Below are 25,013 nucleotides of genomic sequence, written 5' to 3'. Positions count from 1 at the left end.
AATACAAAGGGATGATTACTTTATGAAACTAGCAAATGTAACTTGGATGAACGATGTGCAGTTTCTAGCACAATCATTGACTCCTGCTCAAGTTGAAGCAGATGCAGTTGTTGTAATTGGCACGAAGGCTGAGTTGGAGCAAGCATCTGGTTTTCCGGGAGCACAAGCTTGCGCAGCAGCGGTTCGCAGCGGCCTATTTGCAGCAGATAGCTGCAAAACCCATGTACTGGCTACAGGAGAAGAGAAGGCTCCTGTTCTAATTGCAGTAGGTCGTAAGGATGAGGCACTAACAGAGAAGCAAGTTCGTCTTAGCCTTGCAGAGGCAGCTCGTGAAGCGGTGAAGCTCCGCCTGAGCCGTGTTGCAGTTATCGTACCTGAACAGCTTGTGCAGGCGGAAGCAGCAGCAGCGAAGTCCTTCGCGCATATGATGGTGGAAGGCTTCTTGTTGGGCGCTTATCAACGTGTTACCTACAAGAAGGATGCGAAACCAGCCCACACATTTGCATCCCTGACATTGTGCGCAGCTAATCTTGCAACAGAGGCATGGAACGAAGGCATTAAAACAGGACAAGCCTATGCACTCGGTACAACGTATGCGCGTGACCTGACGAACTTGCCAGGGAATGTGCTCGTTCCTGGCACACTCGCAGAGCAAGCGTTGGAGCTCGCTGAACAGTTCGGCTTCGAAGCACACGTGCTCGATGAGAAGCAGATTGAAGAGAAGGGCATGGGTGGTCTGCTTGGCGTAGGCAAGGGCAGTGTGAATCCTCCGCGCATGATCGTTCTGAAATATCAAGGCAAAGACGAGTGGACAGATGTATATGGTATTGTAGGCAAAGGGATTACGTTCGATACAGGCGGTATTTCCTTGAAGCGTGCTGCGAATATGGATGAAATGATCTGCGATATGGGCGGGGCAGCAGCAATGCTCGGTACGATGTCTGTTATTGGTCAGCTTCGTCCGCAAGCGAACGTGTTGTGCGTGATCGCTTCTGCGGAAAATATGCCTGCCGGCAATGCGTTAAAGCCGGGTGATGTGATTACCTCTTACAGCGGACGTACAATTGAAGTTCTTAATACAGATGCGGAAGGACGCCTTGTTCTTGCTGATGGCATGACCTATGCGAAGGAGCTTGGCGCAAGCAAGCTGATCGACGCAGCAACCTTGACAGGAGCTGTTGGCGTAGCACTTGGCTCGATTACAACTGGTGTTGTCACAAATGATGAAGCCTTCTTCGATACATTTAAAGCAGCTGCATCCCGTACGAACGAACTTGTATGGCAGCTTCCTTCCAACGAAGAATATTGGGATATGCTGAAGAGTGATGTTGCTGATTTGCGCAATTCCATTCCTGGCGGTGCAGGGACAATTACGGCTGGCTTGTTCGTTGGAACATTCGCAGACGAGTTGCCTTGGATTCACTTGGATATTGCAGGGACTGCGTTCTTGGGATCGGGCCGTGGTGTAGATCCGAAGGGCGGTACAGGGGTTATGGTTCGTACAATTGTGGAAACGATCTTGTCGTAAACGAGACGACGGATCCTTCTATTAGTAGGTGCATCGCATGTGCGGCGCACCTTTTTCTTTTTAATATCAATATCCTGTCATAGGGACATAGCACTTACTAAAAAAGCAAGGATGTGGTGTTATTCGCTTCCTTGCTTTTTGTATGTGTTGAATCAGGGAGTGCATAAAGAAATGTATTGGTTAACCAGTTGGAGCGTGTGAGTGCTTCTTTGGAAGACGGCTGCGTAAATCCGATTGCGACTTGACTGTTTTCAATTCATCTTGGGACATGCGCCGGCTTAACAGGTTGTTCACGATTAAGGCGCCTACTATGAGCAGCGTGCCGAACAGTTCGGCAAATGATACCGCATAACCCTGGATAACGGAAATAATGAACGTCGTGGCAGGTACGAAGTTAATGAACAGCATGCCATTGATCGGCTTCAGTAACTGAACGCCTTGAATCCAGCTCAGCAATGCGAGCAGTCCGGCAACGAGAATCATGAAGCTCATTTCCGGTGCAATCGATGCAACAGCGCTGATGGATGGTGCATCCACCATGCCGAAAGAAGTCATAACGAGGACAACAGCCATTGTCGTCAACCCGCCATACAGTGAGCTGAGTGTTGAGAATCGAAGCGCAGACCATCCTGCAAATTGTCCGCTGCTTACGGTGTAAATTACCCACCCCGTAATGCCTGCAAATACAGACAACAACGGCAGCAGCTTCAAGCCGCCGTTAGCAAGGGAATGCAAATCTCCTTTCGTAACGACGAAGACAACGCCGATAAATGCGGTAAAGACACAAGCGAGCGTCGACATTTTAGGCCGCTTCCGTGTAACGATCCATACGAATAGCACAGCAAGCATTGGCATGAATGATTCCATTATGGATGCAAGCAGGACACCTGATTTACCGAGCTGCTGCTGTCCCCAGAATACACCGAAGTTATAAATGGTGAATCCAAATAGACCGAGCAGCCATATTCTAAAGGTTTGCCCTTTCGTATTGAATGCAGCTTTGCCTTCCTTGAAAAATAACAGGGCAGCTAATAATATTCCGACGATACTATATCGAATACCAGAGAACCAGAACGGATCGATATGATGCAATGCGCTTTCGGCAATCGGGAACATTGCTCCCCATGCTACTGCTGCAAAAAGACAAAACAAAGCTCCTTGCCAAAAATGTTTCCTACTCATGATGCCATTCACTCCCACTTCACACGTTGCCAAGCGATATCTGTCTTTGAGACTGCTTAGCAATTCTGATATATAGTAATGTTTGATAACAACTGAAAATTCATAGTATGACTTTTTTGATATCTTGTAAAATAATTGAAAGTGATTTAAGATATCACTATTAATGATATCAGACATAGGGAATGAAGGAGATAGCAGGATGGACTTGAGTGACATTTATATTTTCATGTCCGTCGTTGAGCATGGAAGTGTGAGTCGTGCGGCTGAAGAGATGGGGTATGTGCAGTCGAACGTAACGGCACGTATTCGAGCATTGGAACAGGAAATTGGCCATCCGCTCTTCCATCGCCATCGCAGAGGCATGACGCTGAATGCGGAAGGCCGCAAGTTGCTCTATTATGCGGAACGGATGTCGATGCTCATAAGCGAGATGAAGAAGGCTTTTCAGGACAGTGACGATCCGGTCGGCAATCTGCTCATTGGCTCGGTAGAGACGGTCGTAGGACTTCCGGATATATTGAGTTTGTTCTATCAGAAATACTCGAAGGTTGATCTGTCGTTGATGGCTGGCGTTACAGACAAGCTTACAGAGGAAGTGCAGGAATATAAGCTGGATGGGGCATTTGTATCCGGGCCGGTAACGGCAACAAATGTGGAGCAGTATCCGGTATTTGAAGAGGAACTGGTGCTTGTATGCGGCAAATGTGTCGTAGACGGAAAGCAGCCATTATTCAACGTGAGGGAATTACTGCACCGACCGCTGCTCGTCTTCCGCAGAGGATGCGGCTATCGAGCTAAGCTGGAGCAATGGATGCAGCTTGAAGGCATATCGCCAACGAAGGTGATGGAATTCGGGACATTGGAGACGATTATCGGTACAGTCGTTGCAGGGCTTGGCATCACAGTCGTTCCACGGGCCGCAGTAAGACGTTTGGAGAAGGAAGGCGAACTGCAAGTATTCGCCATACCGAAGCCGTTCAATATGGTATCCGTTGTCTATATTCGGCGCAGTGATACGTATATGGGGGAAGCGGAACGCCGCTTTATGGAGACAATCGAGGAAGTGCGCGAGAAGCGTCGGATACTGGAGCATCTGCCTGTGTAGTAAGTAAATCGGATAATGGACATAATACAAGTAAGGAATATCTATGGTTATAGAGAAAATAAAGAGAAAGGATGGTGCGGCAGCACCATCCTGTTTTGATATTCATCTGCTCATTTCGAGATTGATTATGCAATATTGGCATTAGCTCAGTAAAGTAGATACTAGCTTCGCCAATGGATTTCGCTCGAACTGCTCTTAAGCAGCCGCCCTGCAATAAGGAATGGAAGATACAAGACAATGAACATGCCAAATGCGACCGTCTCCAATGACAGGAGATACCATGGATAAGGCCCCAACACATCCAATAAGGAGGCTGTTTCGGGCTTATGAGCCAAGAACATGTAGTTGCCGCCCGTTATGTAATTGATTCCCCCGACTACGACCAGCAGCACATTCAGGAACAGCATCGCATAGCCGATCGATTTCCAAGTAGGCTTAGCGTGTTCCACCCACACCATATACAGCACCGCTAGGATAATCGCGATATGCGCAAGAAAGAATTGAATGAACCGGAAATGGGGGAATGGGTAGTCCAGAGCAGGTGTCAGCAGTGCCTGCAGCGCCCCCGCAATACCTGTGAAATAGACGATCTGAAAAATCTTCTTGCTTCGGAAAAAAGCATGAGTACACACATGTATAACGAGATACTGCACAGCTCAAATGGCAATGTGTTAGAGGCATGGAATATGCCTGTGGCTAGATACCAAATATTCAACGCTGCTTCAGATAGAATAAGCAATCCCAACAATACATATCTGACGCAACGATTGCGCTTCTCCTGTTGGAGCCAATGTCGGCAGCGATAGAATAGGAGCACAGCCGAGATGAACAGCAGCAGTGCTCCAATATGAGATACAGAAAATGCTTGGAACGTATCCGTTATCTGTGGGGAGAACCAAGACATGAGAAGAGATATCCCCCTTTATTGTAGTAGTTTCTGAATGTGTGAAGAGGCATGTGGGCCATATTAGGTATTAACCAATTGCTCCGGCTGTGCTTCTTCCGTAGAGGACTGTTCACCTTGCCAGAGCAGCTGCATTTCTGGAGATGTTGCGAGCAGCTCGCTTAATGTTCCCTCTGCCTCGATGCAACCATCCTTCATGACGATAATATGATCAGCCCTGCTTAAGGCAGCGCGGCGATGTGACACGGCAATACAGGTTGCGTCGCGTTCCGTGAACAATCGTTCCCAGAGCAGTTGCTCGGTTTCTACATCTAGGGCGCTGGACAGATCATCGAACAAGTACAACTCTGATTGTGTCATCATCATTCTGGCTGTTGCCGCTCGCTGAATTTGTCCGCCAGAGAGCATGACGCCGCGTGGTCCCACATACGTATCGAGCCCATTCTCAAGCTGCTCGATATCTCGCTCCATGACGGCCAGTCGAATGGCCCGCTCCAAGGCATTCTCTTCTTGAATGCTGCCCATGATAATATTCTCTCGCAGCGGATCGCTGAATAAGCGAGGCACCTGGGGTGTATAGGCAGCTTTAGGCGGAATCAGAAAGGAAGCGGGATCGATCTCCTTTCCATTCCAACAAATTGTTCCTTCCGACTTTTGCAGCAATCCTAGTAAGGTACGCATCAGCGTTGACTTCCCTGAGCCGATTCGGCCAGTGATGACGAGGAACTCGCCCCGCTTCATGCGGAAGTGAATGTTGCGAATGCCATTCTCCGAATTCGGATAAAGAAAGGATACATCCTTTATCTCCAAGGTTTGCAGCCGCTCCTCCGGTTGAAGCGAGCGAACAGGATCTTCAGGAGGCTTTCCATGCAAATATATCTTACTATGTTCAACGATGCGATCTTCCTCACCCGGCTGAAACAGGATGCGCATGCGATCAAGGGACACCCGAAGACGCTTGTGTTGAAACACCATATAGCCGAACAAGGAAATACTGAAAGCAAAGTTCGTCAGATAAGAAGTGAACAGCGCGAAATCACCTACTGTAAACCGCCCAGCCTGCATCTCCGCTGCACACATAAGCAGAATGCCGCCGGTACTAATGGTGAGCACATGCTGATTGAGCGATTTCATCCATTGTGTAAAGAGTGTGTCTTTAAGGGCTGCCTGACGGCGATTTTCATTAAGATCGACGAACCGCCGATGCACATGGCGTTCAGCCTGCCCCAGCTTCAGTGCTTGAACAGCACCGAATATTTCCGCAATGAACCCGGTAATTTTCGATGTTGCTTCTCGATTTAGTTGGCTGTAGCGACGTGCGCGGTTGCCCGATAGATTGTTCAGCAACGTAACCGCGAGAAGCGGTAAAATAGCTACTGCTGTAATGAGCCAATTGATATTGGCCATAATGACGATGGATACGAGCGTAAAGGCCAATCGTCCCCAGAAGTCGACCCATGATTCCACATATTCGATGACTTCATTGACATCATCGCGGAATCGGCTGGCTGCATCTCCAGGTGATGCAGGGAGATGGCGGCCTGGCCAGCGCATAATGCCGGCCAGCATATTGGTGCGCAGTACGGCTTGAAGATGATAAATGTAAGTCACCCATTGATAGAATGCGGCGAAGAACACACCGACGCGCAGCATTCGAAAAATAGCGATCACAATGAGCGGCACGGCCAGCCACATATAATCATGAGATTGTGTCGTTGCTCTGTCGAAAAACCATTGCATACCTAGTCCAAGAAACAGTGGAATGGAGTGGAATATGCCCCACAGCACCCCGTTCAGCAGGAAGAGCGTAGGGCGGAACTGGAACAAGCGAATCATAAAGTGCGTGACAGTCATGCCAATTCCTCCTCTCGTCCTGTTCTCAGCAGCATTGCATAATGCGAGGATGGATCGCTGGCCAACTCCTCGCGTGGACCCAGCTCAACGATTCGTCCATGCTGCAGCACCATGATCGCATCTACTTGCTCCAGGGTAGCCAAGCGATGAGCGATAATGATGCCCGTACATTGTTCCATTAGCTGATCTACTGCGGTTTGGAGCATCGCTTCCGTAGCCGCATCGAGCCGGGACGACGGCTCATCAAGCACGATTATGCTCGGATTCGTTAGGAAGACGCGAGTTAAGGCGAACAACTGGGCCTCTCCAGCGGATAGCGAAGTTCCACCAGAGGATAAGTGGGAATCGAGTCCGTTCGGGAGCGCATCGATCCATTGACGCAGTCCAAGTCTATCGGTCGTCTCGAAGATGCTCTCATCCGTTATCTCAGGGTCGAATAAAGTTAGATTGTCACGCAGTGTTCCATCAAAAAGCTGAACATCCTGCGTCACCATCCCGACTCGGCGATACAGTGTCTCCAGCTTTAAGCTGCGAATATCCTCACCGCCAATGCGAATGATGCCGCTGTCTATGTTGTACAGACGAAGCAGAAGACGGCTAATGCTGGATTTGCCGCTGCCGGTTCGCCCGATGATGCCGAGACGCTGACCGGGCTGAACCGCAAAGGTTATATCGTGAAGTACAACCTTCTCCTCGTTATAGCCGAAGGTGACATGATCGAATTCCAGTCCCAATGCTCCATCTGGCAGCTGCTCCTTCGTACCATCTACAATCTCACTTTGAAGGGAGAGAATCTCTTGCGAACGCATCATGCCGGATTTGGCCTTCTGAAATTCTTGAATTTGATCTCCCAGTTGCTCGATAGGTGTGTTCAGCATTTGTGTATATTGAAAAATAAGAAAAAGAGTACCAAGCGATATTTGACCAATGAGATAGTAATGCACGCCTAAGAGCAGCACAACTGTAACCGCTATAGCAAAGAGTACCACCGTCGTATTCCACGGAACGACCCGCAGCATCCATGCTTTGCGCCCTGTTCGGAACACCTTGTGCATTGCCTGGTGGAATCGATTGATGACATAAGGAACGGCTCCATTTGCCTGTACATCCTCTATGCCTGCAATTCGTTCTTCTATAAGACCAAATAAGGATGCGCTTGCAGCCCGTTCATCCTTGGAACTGCTGACCCCCATGTTGCGAATGAATGTCATAAATCCAATCGACAGCAGGGTAAAAATCGCCATCGCGAGTGCGATAGGCCAATTCACGGTAAACATGAAGCCAAGGATGCCAGCCAGCAGAATGAAGCTGCCGATAACCTGAACAATGAACATCGCAAAAAATTGGACATACCAGTAACGTCGCCGTCAATCCGTTCAATCATTTCCCCAGGCGTCTTGCGATTATGAAAATGCATATCCAGCCCAAGGCAATGCTTGAGCAGATCTGCGCGCAAGGTGTTGGTGGCACGCCATGATATATCGTTGCCCAGATAACTGATGGCGACGGTAATGAGCTGGGTGAGGGCAGCAATAATCAGATATAAGCCTGCGAGTAACAGCAGGGTAGATAGTGTGCCTTGTGAGGCTGCCGTATCAATAAATTGCTGAACAATTTGCGGGTTAACGAGTTGAAATGCGGTAGATACGAGCAGCATAACCAAGAGAAAAAGCAAACGCCCTCTCACTGGGATTACATATCGAAGCAGCCAAGACATCGATAGCGAAGTGTTGCGCGACATAGCCTTACCTCCAATCGTGAACGACATGAAGCTTCCCATCATCGGATTGAGAAGAGGAGTCGAATGAAATAATTTCTATCATACACTAAATAATGGGAGGTTCAATGTAAAAATTGAATTAAATTATTTGTTCCGCCTTTTCATCCGTTTGCTGCTCTAGTGGTTAGGAAGCAGAAGCATTCATGACATAAGGTGAAGCAAAAGAAAACATGATTTTACCAGAAAAAGTAATGCCACACCTCTAATAACGAAAGCGCTTTCTATTTACAATGTGGGGCAGAAACAACATCTTTTAAGCGACAAAAAAGGAGGTGATGAGTCCCAGCTTGATACACACGCACTGGTCAACTGCGTATAACTCCCAAATCGTTCTCCTTCGGATGGAGAACTAGGAAAGGTGGTAATTGTAATGAGATACATCTTGCTGAGACCGTTGTCCTTCTGGCTTGTCGCCATTCTCCTCTTCTCCTCGATGCTGCAGACTGTGCCTAATCTCGCACAAGCAGAGGCCGCTGTGCCTCCCTTCGAACATCAGCTTGACTCTTCGGTTGGATCTGATCCTGTTACGCTTGTCTCGCAGGATGCATCGCAGACGCTTCTTATTAGCGATATGAATGCCCCTGGGGATTCATTGAGGAATAAAACGGATTACTTGGCCCTGTATACGAGCGGGGCTGGAGTAACGAATACAGTGTATGGCAATGAAGTATTCGTCAAAAAATACGAGATGGCTATTGTCGTCAATTCCCACAGTGTTGTCGAAGCCGTATATGGCCCGGACGCCGACCCACCGGTGTCATGGGACGATGACATCCGCATTTCCATTCCTGAGGAAGGTTACATCGTGCTTTCCGGTGGAACCACATGGGACTCTTCCATTCATCAAAAACCACTATTTCACCATTATGGCGTTGGAGATCGCATTCGACTAATGAGAGGCGGCAAGGAGGTAACGGCGGCCGATTTCCGCAATCAGAAGCCTGACCCTGAGCCGGAATTGAAACCGGAGCTGCATCTCGTAACCCCTTCGGAATCAAAGGTAACGGTACCGATAATCGAGGTCAAAGGTTATGTAGCCAATTATCGAGAAAATCAGAATATTCAGGTTACGATTGGGGGGAAACAAGCCAGTATTACAGCGAACGGAAGCTTTATGCTCCCCGTGTATTTGATTGCTGGGGTCAACAGCATAACGGTTCGCTTGATGAAGGGTGATTTAGAGCTGGCCATGTCCCAGCTTACCGTTACTTATGACCGTTCCGGGCAGGGCTCTGATTATATTGAGGTGGAGGCTGCACCAATCGATGTAACCATTGAAATTCAAGGGCCGCGGCATAAAATTGATGTCGTAGATGCAGATCTGTCCCAACACGGCAATGTCGTTGCCTTGTTTACCCGCGATTATGGCTCCACTCTTGTCATCCCTCAATATAATGTCGCTGTGCAGGTCGATGAGCACAATCGCGTACTCCGTGTCGTCAATCCTTCCATTAATGGCAAGCCGCCTGTCTGGACGGGGCCAACCACATTGGAAATCCCTGACGGCGGGTATGTGCTAACGGCACAGGATGACAGCTACGCGTCGAATTACATCAAGCGGTATCTGGCTGTTCATTTCAAGGCTGGGGATCAAATCAAGCTTCGCAAAAATGGCGAGGTTGTCTCTGTTAGAGATGTGATGAGCGGGAATGGCGCAATCGCAAGACTCGTGCTGGACAATGACTCCATGTATACGGTTACGGATCAACAGACGATCATTACTGGACGTATTATGAATATGGATAACCCTGCTGCAACCGTGTTGTTCATGAATGGAAAGCAGGAGACATTCGGTGCGGACGGTTCTTTTTCCGTTCCGGTCCCCCTCAACAGCGGCACAAATTATGTGGATATTGCACTCATGAAGAATGGCAAAGAACAGGATAAGCGGCATATTGTCGTTTTCAACAGACCAGGATTTTCCCCGAAGAAGGAGGTAATATTGTGGGTAGATCAGGCTGCTAATGCAAGGAAGTTCCAATCCAGTGAGCAGGTGCAGGCCTTCCTGAAAAAAGCGAAGGACATAGGCGTAACAACGATCATTTTCGATGTAAAGGGGGTTGAGGGATTCGCATCCTACAAAAAGAATGATCTAACGGGAAGACCGTATGTCAGTGAAATAAAGGCGCCGGAGAAGTCTGGCTCCAACCCGAATCTCGATCTGCTGCAGGAATTCGTCACCCATGGCCATGCGCTCGGCTTAAAAGTGCACGCATCTGTGAATGTATTCGCGGAAGGCTCGATTGCCCATAATGAATATGCCGTGCTCGATCAGCACTTGGATTGGGAGGAGCGCGTGTATGTTCCGGAAAATAACGGGGAAATCAAGCGTCTGCGTGAAAGCGCGAAAAAGGGGCTCGTTGCCTTTGTCAATCCGTCTAATGATGAGGGTAGAGCCTATCAGCTAAAAACGTTCGAGGAAGTGATCAAAAACTACGATGTAGACGGAGTTGTACATGATAGAGGGAGGTATGATAACGAAACCGCTGATTTCAGCGATATTACCCGAATCAAGTTTGAGCAGTTTTTGCAGGCAAAAGGTAAGCGTCTGCAGAACTGGCCTAACGATATTTATCGCTATGAGCAGAATACCCGAATCTATGGACCACTTATTCAAGAGTGGTGGGAATTCCGCTCGCAGACAATTAAGAGCTTCTTCGGTGAAGTAAAGGCATTGGTTGATTCCTATGAAGCTTCGACGGGACGAACAATTCAGGTGTCTTCCTATGTCGGTTCATGGTATGAAACGTACTATTTGAATGGCGTCAATTGGGGAAGTGCTAATTTTCGCTATGATGAAAGGTTGGGACTCCCTGATCAATCTGTATATACCCCTGAATATTACGGTACAGGATATATTGAATACTTGGACTTCCTTATGATTGGCGCCTATCAGACAACGAGCAAGGAAGTAAAGAAATACATTACGCTCGGCAATATTGTCACCAACGGGGAAGTTCCGCTCTATGCGGGAATCTCGCTGGTGAACGTGCAGTCTCCGTCCATGCAGAGGGAGGCATTCCAAGCAGGATTAAGCACGACGAACGGGCTGATGCTATTCGATGCGTCGCAGATCAACTGGCCGATTGCCGCTGCTGCGCTGAGGGATGAAGAATACGTGAAGGATTACCAGCTTGGCATCAGCTTGCCGAATAGCCCAAATTCATTTCTGGAGGGGAATTATTATAATGTGAACCGAGTCGAAGGAAATGTAAATGTACTTACTGATGCGTTCGGTTATTCAACGGGCACGAATCAATTTGGAGTCGAAGTAGTAGTTGATGCTTCCGGTCAGGTGACGAAGGTGGTCAATCGCAATCAAGCTATTCAGTGGAATTGGGCAGTGCCAGAGCAAAATAATAGCATCATCCCGCAAGGGGGATTTGTCATTACGACCGTTGATCCTTCCGGGACGAGTACGCTGCGTCAGCTTGTGGCAAATGCATATGATACAGGCAATTCAGTACGGGCAGCTGTACTCAGCGGATTGAAGGACGATGAAGGACGAAAGACATCGAGCCGAGAGATATGGGTAGAGGGTCAGGTTGAAGTGCTGGGCACGGGGAAATCTGAGGTTTATTTAAACGGGCAGGCCGCAACGGTGGGTGCGAGCGGTACGTTCAAGTCCGTCATCCCGCTGTCCGTTGGCCATAACAGTGTTACCGTCCAAGTATTTGTCGACAAGATCAAAACAAACAGTCGAACGATTGATATCACCCGCACCGGTTCTGGAGATACAGACTCGAATTCAGGGGATTCAAGCCAATCCGGCGGTGCAGTTGTATCGCAGCAGCCTGCAGCTCCTGCTAAACCAGAGCGTTTGTCCATTTCGCATAGGCAGAATAAGGACGGTCAATTCGTAACTGCGGCAAGGATTAATCTTGCACCGATGCAGGCAGAAATCGAGCAATTCAAAAAGCAATCATCAATTGCTCCGATTTTTATCTATAGCATCTCCAACGTTCAGGATGTGCTGGATATCAGTTTGCCGGTGAAGGGCGTGCTGCAGGCTGCGGAAGAGTTTTCGCAGTTGAAGCCGAACATACGTGTCGTATCATCGTTCGGACAGCTTACTCTTCCGCTTCATGCCTTGAGATCAGCATTAGGCAGCAGCAGCGTTCAGAAAACAGAAGAGCTTCAGATTCAGATCAGAACGCTAACAAAAGAACAGGATAAAGAGCTGCAGAAACGATTGGCAGTTGAAGGAGCTCTACAGCTTGGGTCACCGTTCGAAATTGAATTTGCCGTGAAGGATGGGGATAGAAAGCAAGCAACCACATTGAGTCGCGTGCGGGCTCAGTTTGACTACAAGCTTCCGGCCGCAATGTCTGATAAAAATCGAGTTACGGCAATTTCGTATGATCGACATTTGGGACGAATCTCCTTCCTCCCCGCCCTGTTCGAGTTTGGAGATGGAGGCTTGGAAGCATCGCTTCAGCTATCGGAGACAGGCATCTTTACCATTGCTGAGGTGCAGTCACCTATTTTTGCTGATATTCAGGGACATTGGGCAGAGACAGACATTTTACTGCTGGCATCCAAGCTCATCGTGAAGGGGACGAGTGATACCCGCTTCGATCCTGGCGATCCGTTGACGCGTGCTCAGTTCACGACTATGCTGGTGCGGGCCCTCGGCATGAAGGAGAAGACAGATGTTTCACCTTTTTCAGATATTCAGCCCAAGGATTGGTATGCAGGCGCAATAGGAGCAGCTGTTGAGCAGGGACTGATTCAAGGCGATAACGGACGTTTCCGTCCGAATGATAGGATCACGCGGGAGCAGATTAGTATGCTGCTAGCCAGAGCAGCCGAGCTTGTAGGGATGAACCTTGCAGAGGGGAATACGGAGGAGCTTCTCCGAGCGTTCAAGGATCGGAGCAAGATTGCTTCGTGGGCCAAGGATGCGGTAGCGAAGGTCGTAAACAATGGATTAATGGAAGGACGTTCTTTTGACCATTTTGTGCCGAATGGAACGGCCACACGCGCAGAAGCTGTTGTAGTATTGAAGCGGCTGCTGCAGCAGGCAGGGTATTTGAACCGATAGTAATGGGGAAGAAGGTACGGTAGCATTTCCACGTCAGTCCAGTGTATGCTGGCTGGCGTGGGAGGCTTTTTTTATATTGGTCAAGATTCCGACTGCTGGTAAAAGTGTTTTATAATTATCATCCAACTCCAAGGGCAGGCCTGTTAAACCGTGCCATTTGCGTTGTTTTCTTAAACCGGATTTACTTAAGTTTACTGGATTTTGGTTTAAGAGTTCACACAAACTATTTTACAGACTCCTATAATTTCTTTTGAAGATTTTCACAAAATTGATTAATTAAGAAATATTTACAATTATTAAAAATACGGTAAAATATAGTGTGATTATCTGCAACGCTAAAGGAAGGTGAGGTTGTGCGTATCGTTACTGCGAAGCCTGCAACATTAGGGGAGCTTATTCAGTATCATCGCCAAAGGAAAAATATCAGTTTGTCTAAGCTTCAAGAATTAGTTGGCCTTGATAAAGGCAACCTTTCAAGGATTGAGAATGGGGAGGTTAAACGTCCCAATTTCAACATCATTGAATCTATCGCAGCCGTATTGGATATCCCCTCTGAAGACATCGTAGAACAGTACATCGAGATCGGACATAAATCAAATGTGATTTATGCGTTTTTACAGAAAGCGGTTGCAGCATTTTACAGTCCATCATTAATAACCAAAATAGCTACAAAATATCTCGAATCACCAAAAGAGGATACATTAGATTTGATAGAAAATCTGTATCAAATGACAGACTCCTTAGAGGATACCTCCATTCAATTATCCCTGTACAGCCTCATCATCGATTACTCACGTGCCCATGGAATTATGCCCTATATAGCAAAAGGTTTGTACCAAAAGTATATGATTGAACGAGATGATTTCAGTAGATTAAATGAAACATATACAGTTGGAAGAGCTATTTTGAATTATGCGGATTTCTTATCCCACGACGAGCGAATAACATTTTATTATAAGCTAGGCTGCCACGCCTATGTTTTAAGGCTCTATGAAGATTGCATTGAGCTTTGTTCAAATGTTATCCGCAATGACAAAGCAGACAGTTTTTTGAAAGCGGAGGCTTTTTATGCCTTATGCAATTCATACTATTATTTAGGAGATGCCGCTTCAGCTAGGTACTATCTAGACGAATATAGTAAATTCTCCTTTCCGCATGTAATCGAGAACATCAAATTTATGACTGGTTCCATAAACGGAAAACTGGGAAATATAGATTTGGCAATTACCCAACTTGAAGATTGCTTAAAGAACTCCTCTGAATATAATTTTGTTTATATCGCAGTTTCGTTATTCGAACTGTATCTGCAAAAAAAGATTTTTCCGCAATTGAAAAACTGTTAAGCAATGAAGAGAAAATTGCGAACATGAACATTGTAACGCCTTTTAGAAGGTATATACTTGCTTATTTTTATAAGCTTAAGGGCGATTTTCTGATGTATAATAATGTATACATAGCAACTGCATTTGAATATTATGCTAAAGGCGCACACGAGTATATGAAAGTCAATATGTATACCGAAGCATTTGAATGCTTTAATTGTATCGCGAAGGAGGCATTAGAGAGCAAAAATATTGAATTATATGTTTCTGCTCTACAAAAAATGAATAAAATGTACTCTGAACTGAGCAAAAAGCCTAAATAGGAGGAAGTTGCGATGAAGAGTAAATTTTCACACTTAATTGTTTTGACGTCTGTCGTTTTGCTTTTTTTGACTCCTATAGTACCTAACACAAATGTAGGGGAAGCACAGATTGTCCAGTATTCAGGCGGAGAACCGAGTTGGGGAACCAATTGAAAAACTCTAATGAGAAACTCACCTTAAAGGTGCTTCCAGACTGTCGACAAAGTCCTTTCGACAGTCTTTTTTTGAGCGAACTTTGTGGAAGTATTGAATCTCCATGATCTCCTTGGATGAGCTTGTATGAGAGGATCATTTGGTTCGCAAAGCTGAATAAGCTAACGACTTTAGCTTCATCTATGACTTGGTTCTATGACTTGGTTCGACAGTTCTATTGTAAAGATAATGGTCGCCCTAGTATTGAATTAGTTGTGTTCGTTAAGATTGCAAGCTGATTCAATGTCACTTTGGTATTTGCTCCATGCATTAGACCATAAGTGAATTGGCCAATGTCGGGGATTATTGGATATAATTTCAGTCAACCCATTCCTCCACACTGGGCATGAATTATATACGCCGTTTTCGGGATGCGGGACTGTTTGAGGCTATCTTTGAGTGTATTCTCCAAGAAGCTGCTCGTCATGTTTTCCTTGAACCTGACATACTCTTTATTGACGCCACACATGTTAAACCAGTATAAACTCGCGGGAGTTGTCAATCTGAGACGCCATTTGGCGTCTTTTTGTTTTGTATAAAACACTATGACCATCCATTAAAGAATGTTGAATCATTAACAGTTACATAAAAATCCAAAAATAATCATTTTTCAGCAACCCCTATTATTATCAAGAAAGTACAGTTTATGGATTAGGGGCGCTCCAATCATTTAAGCTGTCAAAAAATATGAAAGGGTGTTTCAACAATAGAAGCTTTTTATTTTTGCTATGCAAAACATGATTATTTAATTGAGAAAATCGAAAGTATCCGACAGCAATTAATAAAGACAGCAAATGAAAAAAAGAGCTTTACAAACGAAAGTGTTGTGAGATTGAGTCAAGAATTAGATGTTTATCTTTTTGAGTTTCAGAGAAGGAGCAAGGAAGCATGTAGAAGGAGGAAAGTTTTAAAAAAACAAATAGAAATTTTATGAATTTATGATATTGATTGCAGGGGCCAATCCAAAAAGCAAAAGAAATAGGCCGATCAGTTTTTTCATTCGATTTATACCTCCGTGAGTGACTATATGAACATAGTATACATGGAAACATTTCTATAAGGTGATAAAAAGAACAATGATGTTACAAAACACGCCCAAATAATACCCGTTTGTTCTTATATATGTAAATTAATGTCTGTAAAGTAGCATAGGTCAGCAGAAATAGTAAATATAGAAAAAGGAAACATAGATAAGGCAGGGGTACATGGTAATGGTGAAGGATGTAAAGAAGCTGTTCATAAGCATCACTATAATGATTGTTTTTATGATTGGGACAAACTTGATTTACGGGGACAAAGCACTTGCTCAAGAAGGGCAAAAGGAATCGCAGCAAGTGTTTATTAACTTGTCTACAGATGCAAAGAAAAACGATTACATATACGATGCTGACGGAAGATTGATCGCTGCTTTTCAAGCAGATGGCACTTATATGTCTTATATCTATGATTCTAACGGAAATCAAATCAATCGAAAAAAAGGGAGCCAGACAGCACAGCCAACAATCAATTTGTCGGCTCTATCCTATGAGATCTATATAAGAGGGATACGTAGTAATGCTGAACAGGTATATTTCCCTACTTGGACTGATCGTAATGGCCAGGATGATATGGAGTGGATCAAGGGAACGAAGGTGTCTAATGGAGTATGGAAAGCGACTGTTTTTTTCAAAAATCACGGTATGGAAACAGGCTCTTATATTACTCATATTTATGATGGGGATCGTATGGTTGCATCGACAATCGTTAATGTGGGCTTTAACGTGAAAGTGCGCAGTCCAGAAAAAGCGTCATTGAAGGACGAGTCTTATGATATTTACATTGATGGTGTAGGCTCCAATGTGAATGAGGTTAGGTTTCCGACTTGGACAGAGGCAAATGGCCAAGACGATCTGGAGCAACCTTGGATTAGAGGAGTCAATCAAGGGAACGGTACATGGAAAATAACGATTCCATTCAAGAAGCATAATTATGAGACAGGAAAGTATATCACACATATTTATAGCTTTGACAAATATGGAAACAACATGATGCTTGGCGCGGCAGAGGTAAATGTGACAGGTGGAACTCAGTATCCAATCGAGACGAATCTATCTAGTGTGTCCTACGATATTGCCATTTATGGTCTGGATCAGAATACGCAGAAGGTTCAGTTCCCAACGTGGACAGCTCTTCATGATCAGGATGACTTGAAATGGATTGAGGGAAGTAAAGTAGCAAATGGAGTATGGAAAGCAACTGTACTTTATAGTGAGCATAATCAGGAGGCGGGCAGCTATATTACCCATATCTATGCGGATGGGAAATTTGTAGATGGTTTTATCGTTACGGTTCGCGGCAACAACGTTCAACTTAGAGCTCCGCAAGAGGTGAAGAAAAGCGATGGTTCATATGAAATTTTTGTAGAAGGAGTTCCTACTAGCATCAATGAAGTCAGATTTCCAACATGGACGGATCACAATGGACAAGATGATCTTGAACATCCATGGATGAAAGGAGAACAAGTAAAGCCGGGTGTATGGAAAATCCGAATTCCTTTCAGTAAACATAATAATGAATCAGGTACATACATTACGCATGTCTATACGGTTGATCAATACGGAAATATGATGGCCGTAGCATGGGTGCATGTTCAGGTAATGGATTGAGTCTATCACATTATCGAAGGGGAGACGAATCAATATATATACGATCAAAACGGGAATCGTACGAGCAGCATAAAACAATGAATTTAATGATGAGGAAGGTATCATATGAGAACGATAATATCGTCACTACTTATAATTCTTATGATAATGTTGCCGGCTGGCACGAGCTTTGCAGGAAACAACGTTATTTATGAATATGACCCAAATGGCAACCTGATTCGAAAATCTACTGTAAACATTGCAGATAATAGTTACACTCCCGCAGATAAAAAGACGTTTACAGGCAAAGAAAAAGTTGCAATCAATGCCTATGGAATTAACGGCGCTGAAAATGCCAAAACAACCGTCCAATTTTGGATGAACTGGACAGGTCAAGACAATATGATGCCATTTAGCTGGGACTCGGGATATACACTTTGGCTGAACAGTAATGTATTAGGGTTCAATACGGGGAACGGGGATTTATTCGGATTTCCAGCCGAAAATATCGCTAACAAATGGGTTCAAATTACAGCCATATTTCATAATGGGGACATTACAAAAAGTGAAATCTATGTAAATGGAACAAAGCAAACGTTACAACACTACGGGAGTCAATCACTAATTAAATCTGTGTCGGGCACTGCGAATATTTCAGGCTGGGCAAGGAGTGAAGATTACCGCTTCAAAGGTCAAATATCAGATCTAAAAATCTGGAAGAGGGCGTTAACGCAACCCGAAATTTCAAGCAGTGTATTTTCGAAAAGTCCTGTAGCAGTAGCAGATTTGGTAGGAGAATGGAAGCTAAGAGATGAGCCTGTACAATCACTGAAGTTCAACGGATTCCAACAAATGAAATTATCAGGAATTCAAGCGGATCCGAGTCCTGGTGCGCAAACAACCGTTCAATTTTGGATGAAATGGGACGGGAACCAAATCGAAATGCCCTTTAGCTGGGCTAACAGCACGTACGATTTGTACTTTAATGATCGATTATTTGGCTTCAATACAGGCAATGGGGATTTGTATGGAACCTCATCGGATTCACTAGTTAATAAGTGGGTTCACGTATCTGCAATATTTACGAATGGGGATACTTACAAAAATGAGTTGTATATCAATGGCGTTCGACAAACTCTTGCGAAGATAGGGACTGCTTCTAATCGAAATGTTGCAGATCGTGCTTACTTATCAGGATGGGATAATGATACCCACTATCAATTTCACGGAAATATAGCAGAGATGAAAGTCTGGAATCGGGCATTACAGCCTGTTGAGATCGAAAGCGAAATGTACAAAACACCAGCCACCAACTCAAATTTAATCTACGTGTATTAGCGATATGACAGGGAGGTGAAACATATCTAAGTGAGACTGGAACGAGTGGAAAAGGCAAGGTATACATTGCAAATCCGAAATTAAAAAGAATATAGATTCAACAAAAAATGAAGTGGAGGATTTAGCCTTGAAGAGATATTTGTCAATAATTCTTGCATGTACGCTATTGTTTACAAGTATACCTATTACATCAGCACAAGACTCTCCTAAGTCTGCGAACCAAACATCCAATAGAACCGTCACCTCTAGCGTATACGGCGCAAATGAAACCTTATCGGACTCAGATGAGCTAATCACCGTCACCTCGATTACGGAAATGTTTGGCGTAGCAAGGGATTGGGTGGTCAATGAAATCGTGAAAGGCTACCTGCTTCATCATATTTATCAAGGGCTGCTTCTTCAAAAGCAGGGCGGATCGTATGAGCAATTTATGGAACAGCAGTACCCCTCGCTAGTTACGGATCCCCTACATGCTCATAATGCGAGTGTAACTGCTGCCGTATATGATCCCATCTCTGTAACGGATCAAGTATATGGAGGAGAAGAACCTCTATCGGTTACCGATCTAGTATACAATACCCAGCGTCGAGCGAAGAGATCGCTAAGCGACGATAGTCCATACGACAAGGTCGCGCTGCAGCGTGCACCGATTCGCTTGGATCAAGCTCCGTATGCGGTCGGTTCGGAAAGCGACCATATTTCAACCGTGGACGCTTCCTTGCGCGTGGAGACAACGGATCTGGTCATGCCCGGATACAACGGTTTAGATTTTGCGCTGCGACGCGTATACGACAGCTCTCGAGCAAAGAACGATATTACTTTCAACCCGGAAAGTTATAAGGAGAATATCACGAAACAATCAACCGATGAAGAGGGCAGATTCAAGCTCGGAAAAGGGTGGATTTGGGATATTTCCTATTTCAAAAGAGTAGACGGACAGATGTACCTTTATATTTCCGGCTTGGGCACTTATCGAATAGATGGATCTAATATTGTAGGGTATCCTTTTCATGATCTGAACTTTTCCGAATCAGAGAATGTCAAGATAGGAAATGAAAAGTCTGCGTATGAGCTTGCCAATTATAAAACAGGGGTACGGCAATATTTTAATGCCGTGGGCGACTTAATTCTAATAAAGGATAAAGACGGGAATTATATTCAATTCATATATTACGGTACAGAACTAGGTTTGATCGTGACGTCAAACAGTTCAAGGACCGGTGCCAATGCTATGATTTTTACGTATAATCCCGATAATACAATTGTCGTGGAAAGCGGAGGTCGGACAGTTGTCTATAAAAAGCAAAGAGTGACCTCTATTAAAGGAGAATCCGTCCTGGAACAAGATCTGCTGACGGAAGTCATCGATCCGATGGGACGATCCACCAAATACGATTACAGCGTGTGGAAAGACCTTTACTTCAACTTTGCCAGGGCTTATAAAGATTTTCGCAAGGATGGACAATCCGATTTAATGAGAATGAAATGGGGGAGAAACGATACCATCGCTTTAAGCGTAATCGAGCATCCAACGAAAGCAATTACCCGGTTTGCATTCGATACTCCGGTATTCCGCAAAATCGGGGAGTATGCGGAAGAGGAAACGATTCGCTATAAAACGCGTCGGGACTCCTATAGTTCGACCTCCGGAACGCATCAAAATGAGTTGGTTTTCACGTTCAATAACGGTGATGTAGGGGAGAAGTTCCAAGATAACTCTTTCTCGGTGGACGTAACGGACGGTCTGAAAACAACGACCTATGTGTATGACAAACGATATAATGGGAGTGACGCCCCATCGAGTCTATATTTGGAAGAAACGAGGACGCGTACGGATCGTGGGAATGAAGCCCGAACTGTCCGATATCAATATGACAAGGGAATGAGAAACCCGAACCCCATTCGAATTGAGGAGGTTCGAAGCAGCGAGGGGAGAAACTCGGCATCTCGAATTACGACCAGAACGTATGATAAGGAAAATTGGGGATACATCGTTTCTGAAAGGAACCCATTAGGCGCGACAAGCCATTATGAGTATGGGCGGCTGGAATCTCCGAATAAGCAGAAGGGGCTTATCCGCAGCGTTGTCCCTACAGGGCAAAGCATGAACTTGAATACGGAATATCAGTATGATCGAAGTACTGGCGGACTGCTGCAAGTTCAATCCAAGAGTGATCAAGGGACTATCGTGCAGCAGTTGAATTATGAATATGATTCGATGGGGAACCCGATAACCATACGGATCAAAGGCGACTCCCGGGATACTGTTGTCCAGCAAGAATATGGAAGAATGTTTTTGAACAAGCAATCGGTGAATGTTACGAATGTCGACGGAGCATCGGACAGCCTCGTATCCCGAATGGAGTATAACACATTGACAGGAGATCCGACGAAATACATCGATGGCAACGGAAATGTTACGACGTATACGCATGATAAGTTGGGACGGATGACTGCGGAAATCTATGCGGACGGCACACAGACCGCCGTAGCTTACGATGATGCAGCAAATAAAATTACGATTACGTACCCGAACGGACAGCAAATCGAAAAGTGGTTCGACCCATTGGGGAATTTAATCAAAGAAACAAATGGCCGTGGCGGGGTGGCCAATCATACCTATGATCGCTATGGTCATATGATTCGAAAAGGAACCTTTGACGGCAATTGGATGGAGTATGAATATGATGCTTGGGGACGCGTAACGAAAGAAAACTTCATCTATGGTCAAAACAGAATCGTATACGACGATGCCGCCAACACGAAGACGACTTACGACGGAGCCAATAATGGAATCCGCGAGACGTACGATGTAATGGATCGCTTGATTGCCAAAGAAGAAATCAAACCGTCTGGTCAAGCCGTGGTAGCCGCACGGTACGAATATGACTTGGCGGGGAATGTTCAGACTGCCTACGACGGCAATCACAATGCGACAAAATACGAGTATGATGGACTAGGCCGCCTGATCGCCGTTACAGATGCCGAAGGAAAGACGACGCGCTATCGGTATAACCTATCGGGGGATATGGTCGAAGTCAAGTATGCGGACGGAAATACGGTTGAGAAACGGTATGATGAAATCGGCCGACTGCTGCAGCAGATCGATCCGAACAAGCAAAGTAAACGCTTCTACTATAACGGCAATGGAAACGTGATTAAAAGCATCGACCGAAAAGGGCAGGTTCAACAATACGAATACAATAACCGTAATCTCCTGACTGCCACCACTGCTCCGGATGAGAGAATTTCGTACAGCTACGACGCAACGGGCAAGCGGACGGCAATGACGGATCAGACGGGCATGACAACTTATGCCTACTATCCAACAGGAGAATTGGCATCGATCACCTATCCGGATCAGACGCGCATCAACTACGATTACGAAGTCAGGGGACTGCGCACGGAACAGACCGTTGCGGCTGGGGGCTATAAGATCACGCAGCGAATAAGCCATACTAACATCCTGCCGAACCCAACAAGTATGGCCGTCTTAGATGGCAGCGGCTCGCAGCTCACGCAATTTGAATACAAATATGACGGTTCGTTTAATCGCTTGACGGAGTTGAAATCCGCGCAAGGATTTTTGGAGAACTATGCGTATGATGGCTTGAATCTAGCAGGCATTCAGCAGAAGCAAGGAGATGCGCCGCTTGGAAGCTACAGCTACACCTATGATAACAACCGCAACATCGTAGCGAAAAACGACAACGGAGCAGCGTATCAATTCAGCTACGATCTATTGAACCGGATCAAGACATCAAGCCAGTTCAATGAAGCATATGCGTACGATCAACGGGATAACCGCAGCACCCTGCAAAGCGATCAGGTACCGAACATCAAGGGAGCCAGCTATGCGTACGACAGCCGCAACCGCCTGACCCAAGTAACGACGGAAGACGGCAAAGCCGTCAGCTACCGCTACAACGGCGATAACCTGATGGTAGAACGCACCGAAGGCGGCGTAACGACCCGTTACTACTATGACGACAGAGCGAAGATCGTAGCAGAAGGTAAGGTGGAGGGTAACGGCAGCGTCACAATTACCGCGGTGTATGTCCACGACTCGAACGGCAAGCTGCTGGCTCGTCAGGTACCAGGACAAGGCATGCAATACTACGTATCCAACGGACACGGCGACATTACGGAAGTCCGGGATGCGCAAGGAAATGTGCTGAACCGCTATACGTATGATATCTGGGGCAATCCATTGGTGCAAGAGGAGCAGGTTCCAAACATTTTCCGCTACTCGGGCGAATACTGGGATGAAGCAACGAATCTGCAATATTTGCGCGCAAGATGGTATGATCCAAGTGTAGGACGGTTTATCAATGAGGATACGTATGAAGGGGAAATCAAGAATCCGCTGAGCTTGAACTTGTATACGTATGTTTACAATAACCCATTAATTCATTTAGACCCTACGGGTAATTTTGTTTACCCAATTTCTCCGTCTTTAACATGTGCGGTCGATATGGGAAATTGTAAATCTAATTTGGAAGCACAAGTTAAGGCAGGTAAGGAGATAGCAGTTGAAGGAGCAAATTTCTTAATACTTGATGATGTAAATACGCTTTTAAATCCTGATGGCTCTCTGAATGAAAAAGCCCTGACTGTAGCATCATTTCTGCCTTGGGGAAAAGTACTAAAAGCGGGTAAAGTTGGATCTAAGGTTAGTAAAGCAGCGAAATCACTTGCAAAGTGTAATTGTTTTACAGCAGGGACAAAGGTATTAACAGACGAAGGGGAGAGAAATATCGAAGACATTGAGGTCGGAGATACGGTTCTTGCCAAGTCTGACGAAACAGGAGAAGTGGCGTATAAAGAGGTTGTTGGGCTGTTCCAAAAACAGGCTAATGAAATCTATAAAGTTTACATTGATGATGAAGTCATTGAGGCTACGGCAGAACATCCTTTCTGGCTGGATGGTAAGGGATGGACAGAAGTGAAAGACCTGGAAATTGGAGACTTGCTTGTTACGAGTGATGGCTCTAAACTGGCTATAGATAAGATTAGGAAAGAGCCACTGAAAGCAAGGGTTTATAATTTTGAGGTTAAGGACTATAATTTTTATTTTGTATCTAACCTTGGGATTTGGGTACATAATTGCTCTATCTTTGGATTTAAATTGGCTGACGTACCTAATATGAACAAATCACAGCTTTTGAGTAATCTTCCTGATGGATGGAAGTATACAGATAATAATGGGTTTGTTCATGTTAAAGATGCTAATGGATTAATCCGAATGAGAATTGATCCTCCCGATAAGGTTACGAAATTTGACCATGTTCATCTTTATGATGAAAAAGGAAATTCATTAGATATCAATGGTAAAATTGTTGAACAGAAGAGTCCTGATGCTCATATCCGATATAAAAAGTGAGGTTGAAATGGAATCTAAATTGCTTCTGAAAAAGATTGAAGAAATGCATTATTGGGATGCTAGGGTTATTAGTTTGTCTACTAATTTTTTTGGTGACGAGCTTGTCTTAGTATATGAGGATTCTGATGGTGATGTAGTTTATAGGTTTTCGAATTGCTATCAGATTAACTACAAACATGCATTAGATTATGACAAAGAGAAACCAATTAGTGAATTTACAAGAGCGGAACTTCCGTACTTTTTACAGAATGTTGAACTTGAAGATTATATTAACAAGGGAGTGAAGTATTTAAAGTGTACAATCACCATGCCTCCGCTAGAGCTTGACATCCTATGTAAAAGATTCGATTGTTTTAAAAAATAACAATTCTTGACCTTGGGGTATTCCTCAAGGTCTTCTTTTTACCCCCACCCAGTGCCGAATGAATCGGGCG

General features: G+C 45.2%; 13 protein-coding genes and 2 pseudogenes. 10 read left to right on the top strand and 5 right to left on the bottom strand.

Going from position 1 to position 25,013, the window contains the following annotated elements:
- The first annotated feature begins 22 nt into the window (after positions 1 to 22).
- Positions 23 to 1,528 (top strand): leucyl aminopeptidase, encoded by a 1,506-nt coding sequence (locus PAV_RS17610; protein ID WP_005548604.1) that lies wholly within the window; start codon positions 23 to 25, stop codon positions 1,526 to 1,528.
- Positions 1,529 to 1,708: 180 nt separating this feature from the next.
- Here the strand turns inward: PAV_RS17610 and PAV_RS17605 are convergent, their stop codons facing one another.
- Positions 1,709 to 2,710 (bottom strand): DMT family transporter, encoded by a 1,002-nt coding sequence (locus tag PAV_RS17605; RefSeq protein WP_040736121.1) that lies wholly within the window; start codon positions 2,708 to 2,710, stop codon positions 1,709 to 1,711.
- A gap of 199 nt (positions 2,711 to 2,909) precedes the next feature.
- On the opposite strand from PAV_RS17605, the gene PAV_RS17600 reads away from it, so the two are divergent.
- Entirely contained in the window at positions 2,910 to 3,815 is a 906-nt protein-coding gene (locus PAV_RS17600; RefSeq protein ID WP_005548601.1) for a LysR family transcriptional regulator, read from the top strand.
- A 161-nt stretch (positions 3,816 to 3,976) separates the two neighbouring features.
- Here PAV_RS17600 and PAV_RS37890 read toward each other — a convergent pair.
- From PAV_RS37890 to PAV_RS36275, 4 genes and pseudogenes are all read right to left on the bottom strand, one after another.
- Positions 3,977 to 4,719, bottom strand: a pseudogene (locus PAV_RS37890) (YwaF family protein).
- Between the two features lie 63 nt (positions 4,720 to 4,782).
- Positions 4,783 to 6,573, bottom strand: a complete 1,791-nt coding sequence (locus PAV_RS17590; protein WP_005548599.1) for an ABC transporter ATP-binding protein — start codon at positions 6,571 to 6,573, stop codon at positions 4,783 to 4,785.
- Positions 6,570 to 7,382, bottom strand: coding sequence for an ABC transporter ATP-binding protein (locus PAV_RS36280; protein WP_238555863.1), 813 nt, complete (start codon positions 7,380 to 7,382; stop codon positions 6,570 to 6,572). The genes PAV_RS17590 and PAV_RS36280 overlap by 4 nt, the downstream gene beginning before the upstream one ends.
- Positions 7,383 to 7,496: 114 nt before the next feature.
- Positions 7,497 to 8,230: pseudogene (locus PAV_RS36275) on the bottom strand (ABC transporter transmembrane domain-containing protein); the annotation flags it as partial.
- A 493-nt stretch (positions 8,231 to 8,723) separates the two neighbouring features.
- On the opposite strand from PAV_RS36275, the gene PAV_RS17580 reads away from it, so the two are divergent.
- From PAV_RS17580 to PAV_RS17545, 8 genes are all read left to right on the top strand, one after another.
- Positions 8,724 to 13,397, top strand: coding sequence for an S-layer homology domain-containing protein (locus tag PAV_RS17580; protein WP_005548596.1), 4,674 nt, complete (start codon positions 8,724 to 8,726; stop codon positions 13,395 to 13,397).
- A 353-nt stretch (positions 13,398 to 13,750) separates the two neighbouring features.
- Complete coding sequence (locus tag PAV_RS17575) at positions 13,751 to 14,740, top strand: helix-turn-helix domain-containing protein (protein ID WP_005548594.1); 990 nt, start codon at positions 13,751 to 13,753, stop codon at positions 14,738 to 14,740.
- Between the two features lie 23 nt (positions 14,741 to 14,763).
- Entirely contained in the window at positions 14,764 to 15,042 is a 279-nt protein-coding gene (locus tag PAV_RS36270; RefSeq protein WP_005548592.1) for a hypothetical protein, read from the top strand.
- An 898-nt stretch (positions 15,043 to 15,940) separates the two neighbouring features.
- Positions 15,941 to 16,168 carry a Spo0E family sporulation regulatory protein-aspartic acid phosphatase gene (locus PAV_RS33575; protein ID WP_081505771.1) on the top strand — a complete coding sequence of 76 codons (228 nt, stop codon included), beginning with the start codon at positions 15,941 to 15,943 and terminating at the stop codon, positions 16,166 to 16,168.
- A gap of 277 nt (positions 16,169 to 16,445) precedes the next feature.
- On the top strand, positions 16,446 to 17,879 hold the full coding sequence (locus PAV_RS17560) for a GBS Bsp-like repeat-containing protein (RefSeq protein ID WP_167549038.1): 1,434 nt from the start codon (positions 16,446 to 16,448) through the stop codon (positions 17,877 to 17,879).
- 105 nt (positions 17,880 to 17,984) lie between these two features.
- A complete protein-coding gene (locus PAV_RS17555) occupies positions 17,985 to 19,196 on the top strand; it encodes a LamG domain-containing protein (RefSeq protein ID WP_005548588.1) in 1,212 nt (403 codons plus the stop codon).
- A 127-nt stretch (positions 19,197 to 19,323) separates the two neighbouring features.
- Positions 19,324 to 24,579 (top strand): polymorphic toxin-type HINT domain-containing protein, encoded by a 5,256-nt coding sequence (locus PAV_RS17550; RefSeq protein WP_005548586.1) that lies wholly within the window; start codon positions 19,324 to 19,326, stop codon positions 24,577 to 24,579.
- Positions 24,580 to 24,586: 7 nt separating this feature from the next.
- The gene (locus tag PAV_RS17545) at positions 24,587 to 24,943 is read left to right on the top strand and encodes a hypothetical protein (RefSeq protein ID WP_005548585.1); all 357 of its coding nucleotides are present in this window, start codon (positions 24,587 to 24,589) and stop codon (positions 24,941 to 24,943) included.
- Positions 24,944 to 25,013 lie beyond the last annotated feature (70 nt).

Source organism: Paenibacillus alvei DSM 29 (genome assembly GCF_000293805.1).
Taxonomy (GTDB): domain Bacteria; phylum Bacillota; class Bacilli; order Paenibacillales; family Paenibacillaceae; genus Paenibacillus_B; species Paenibacillus_B alvei.
The sequence above is the reverse complement of the archived record's forward strand: the minus strand, read 5'-3'. Positions and strand labels throughout refer to the sequence as shown.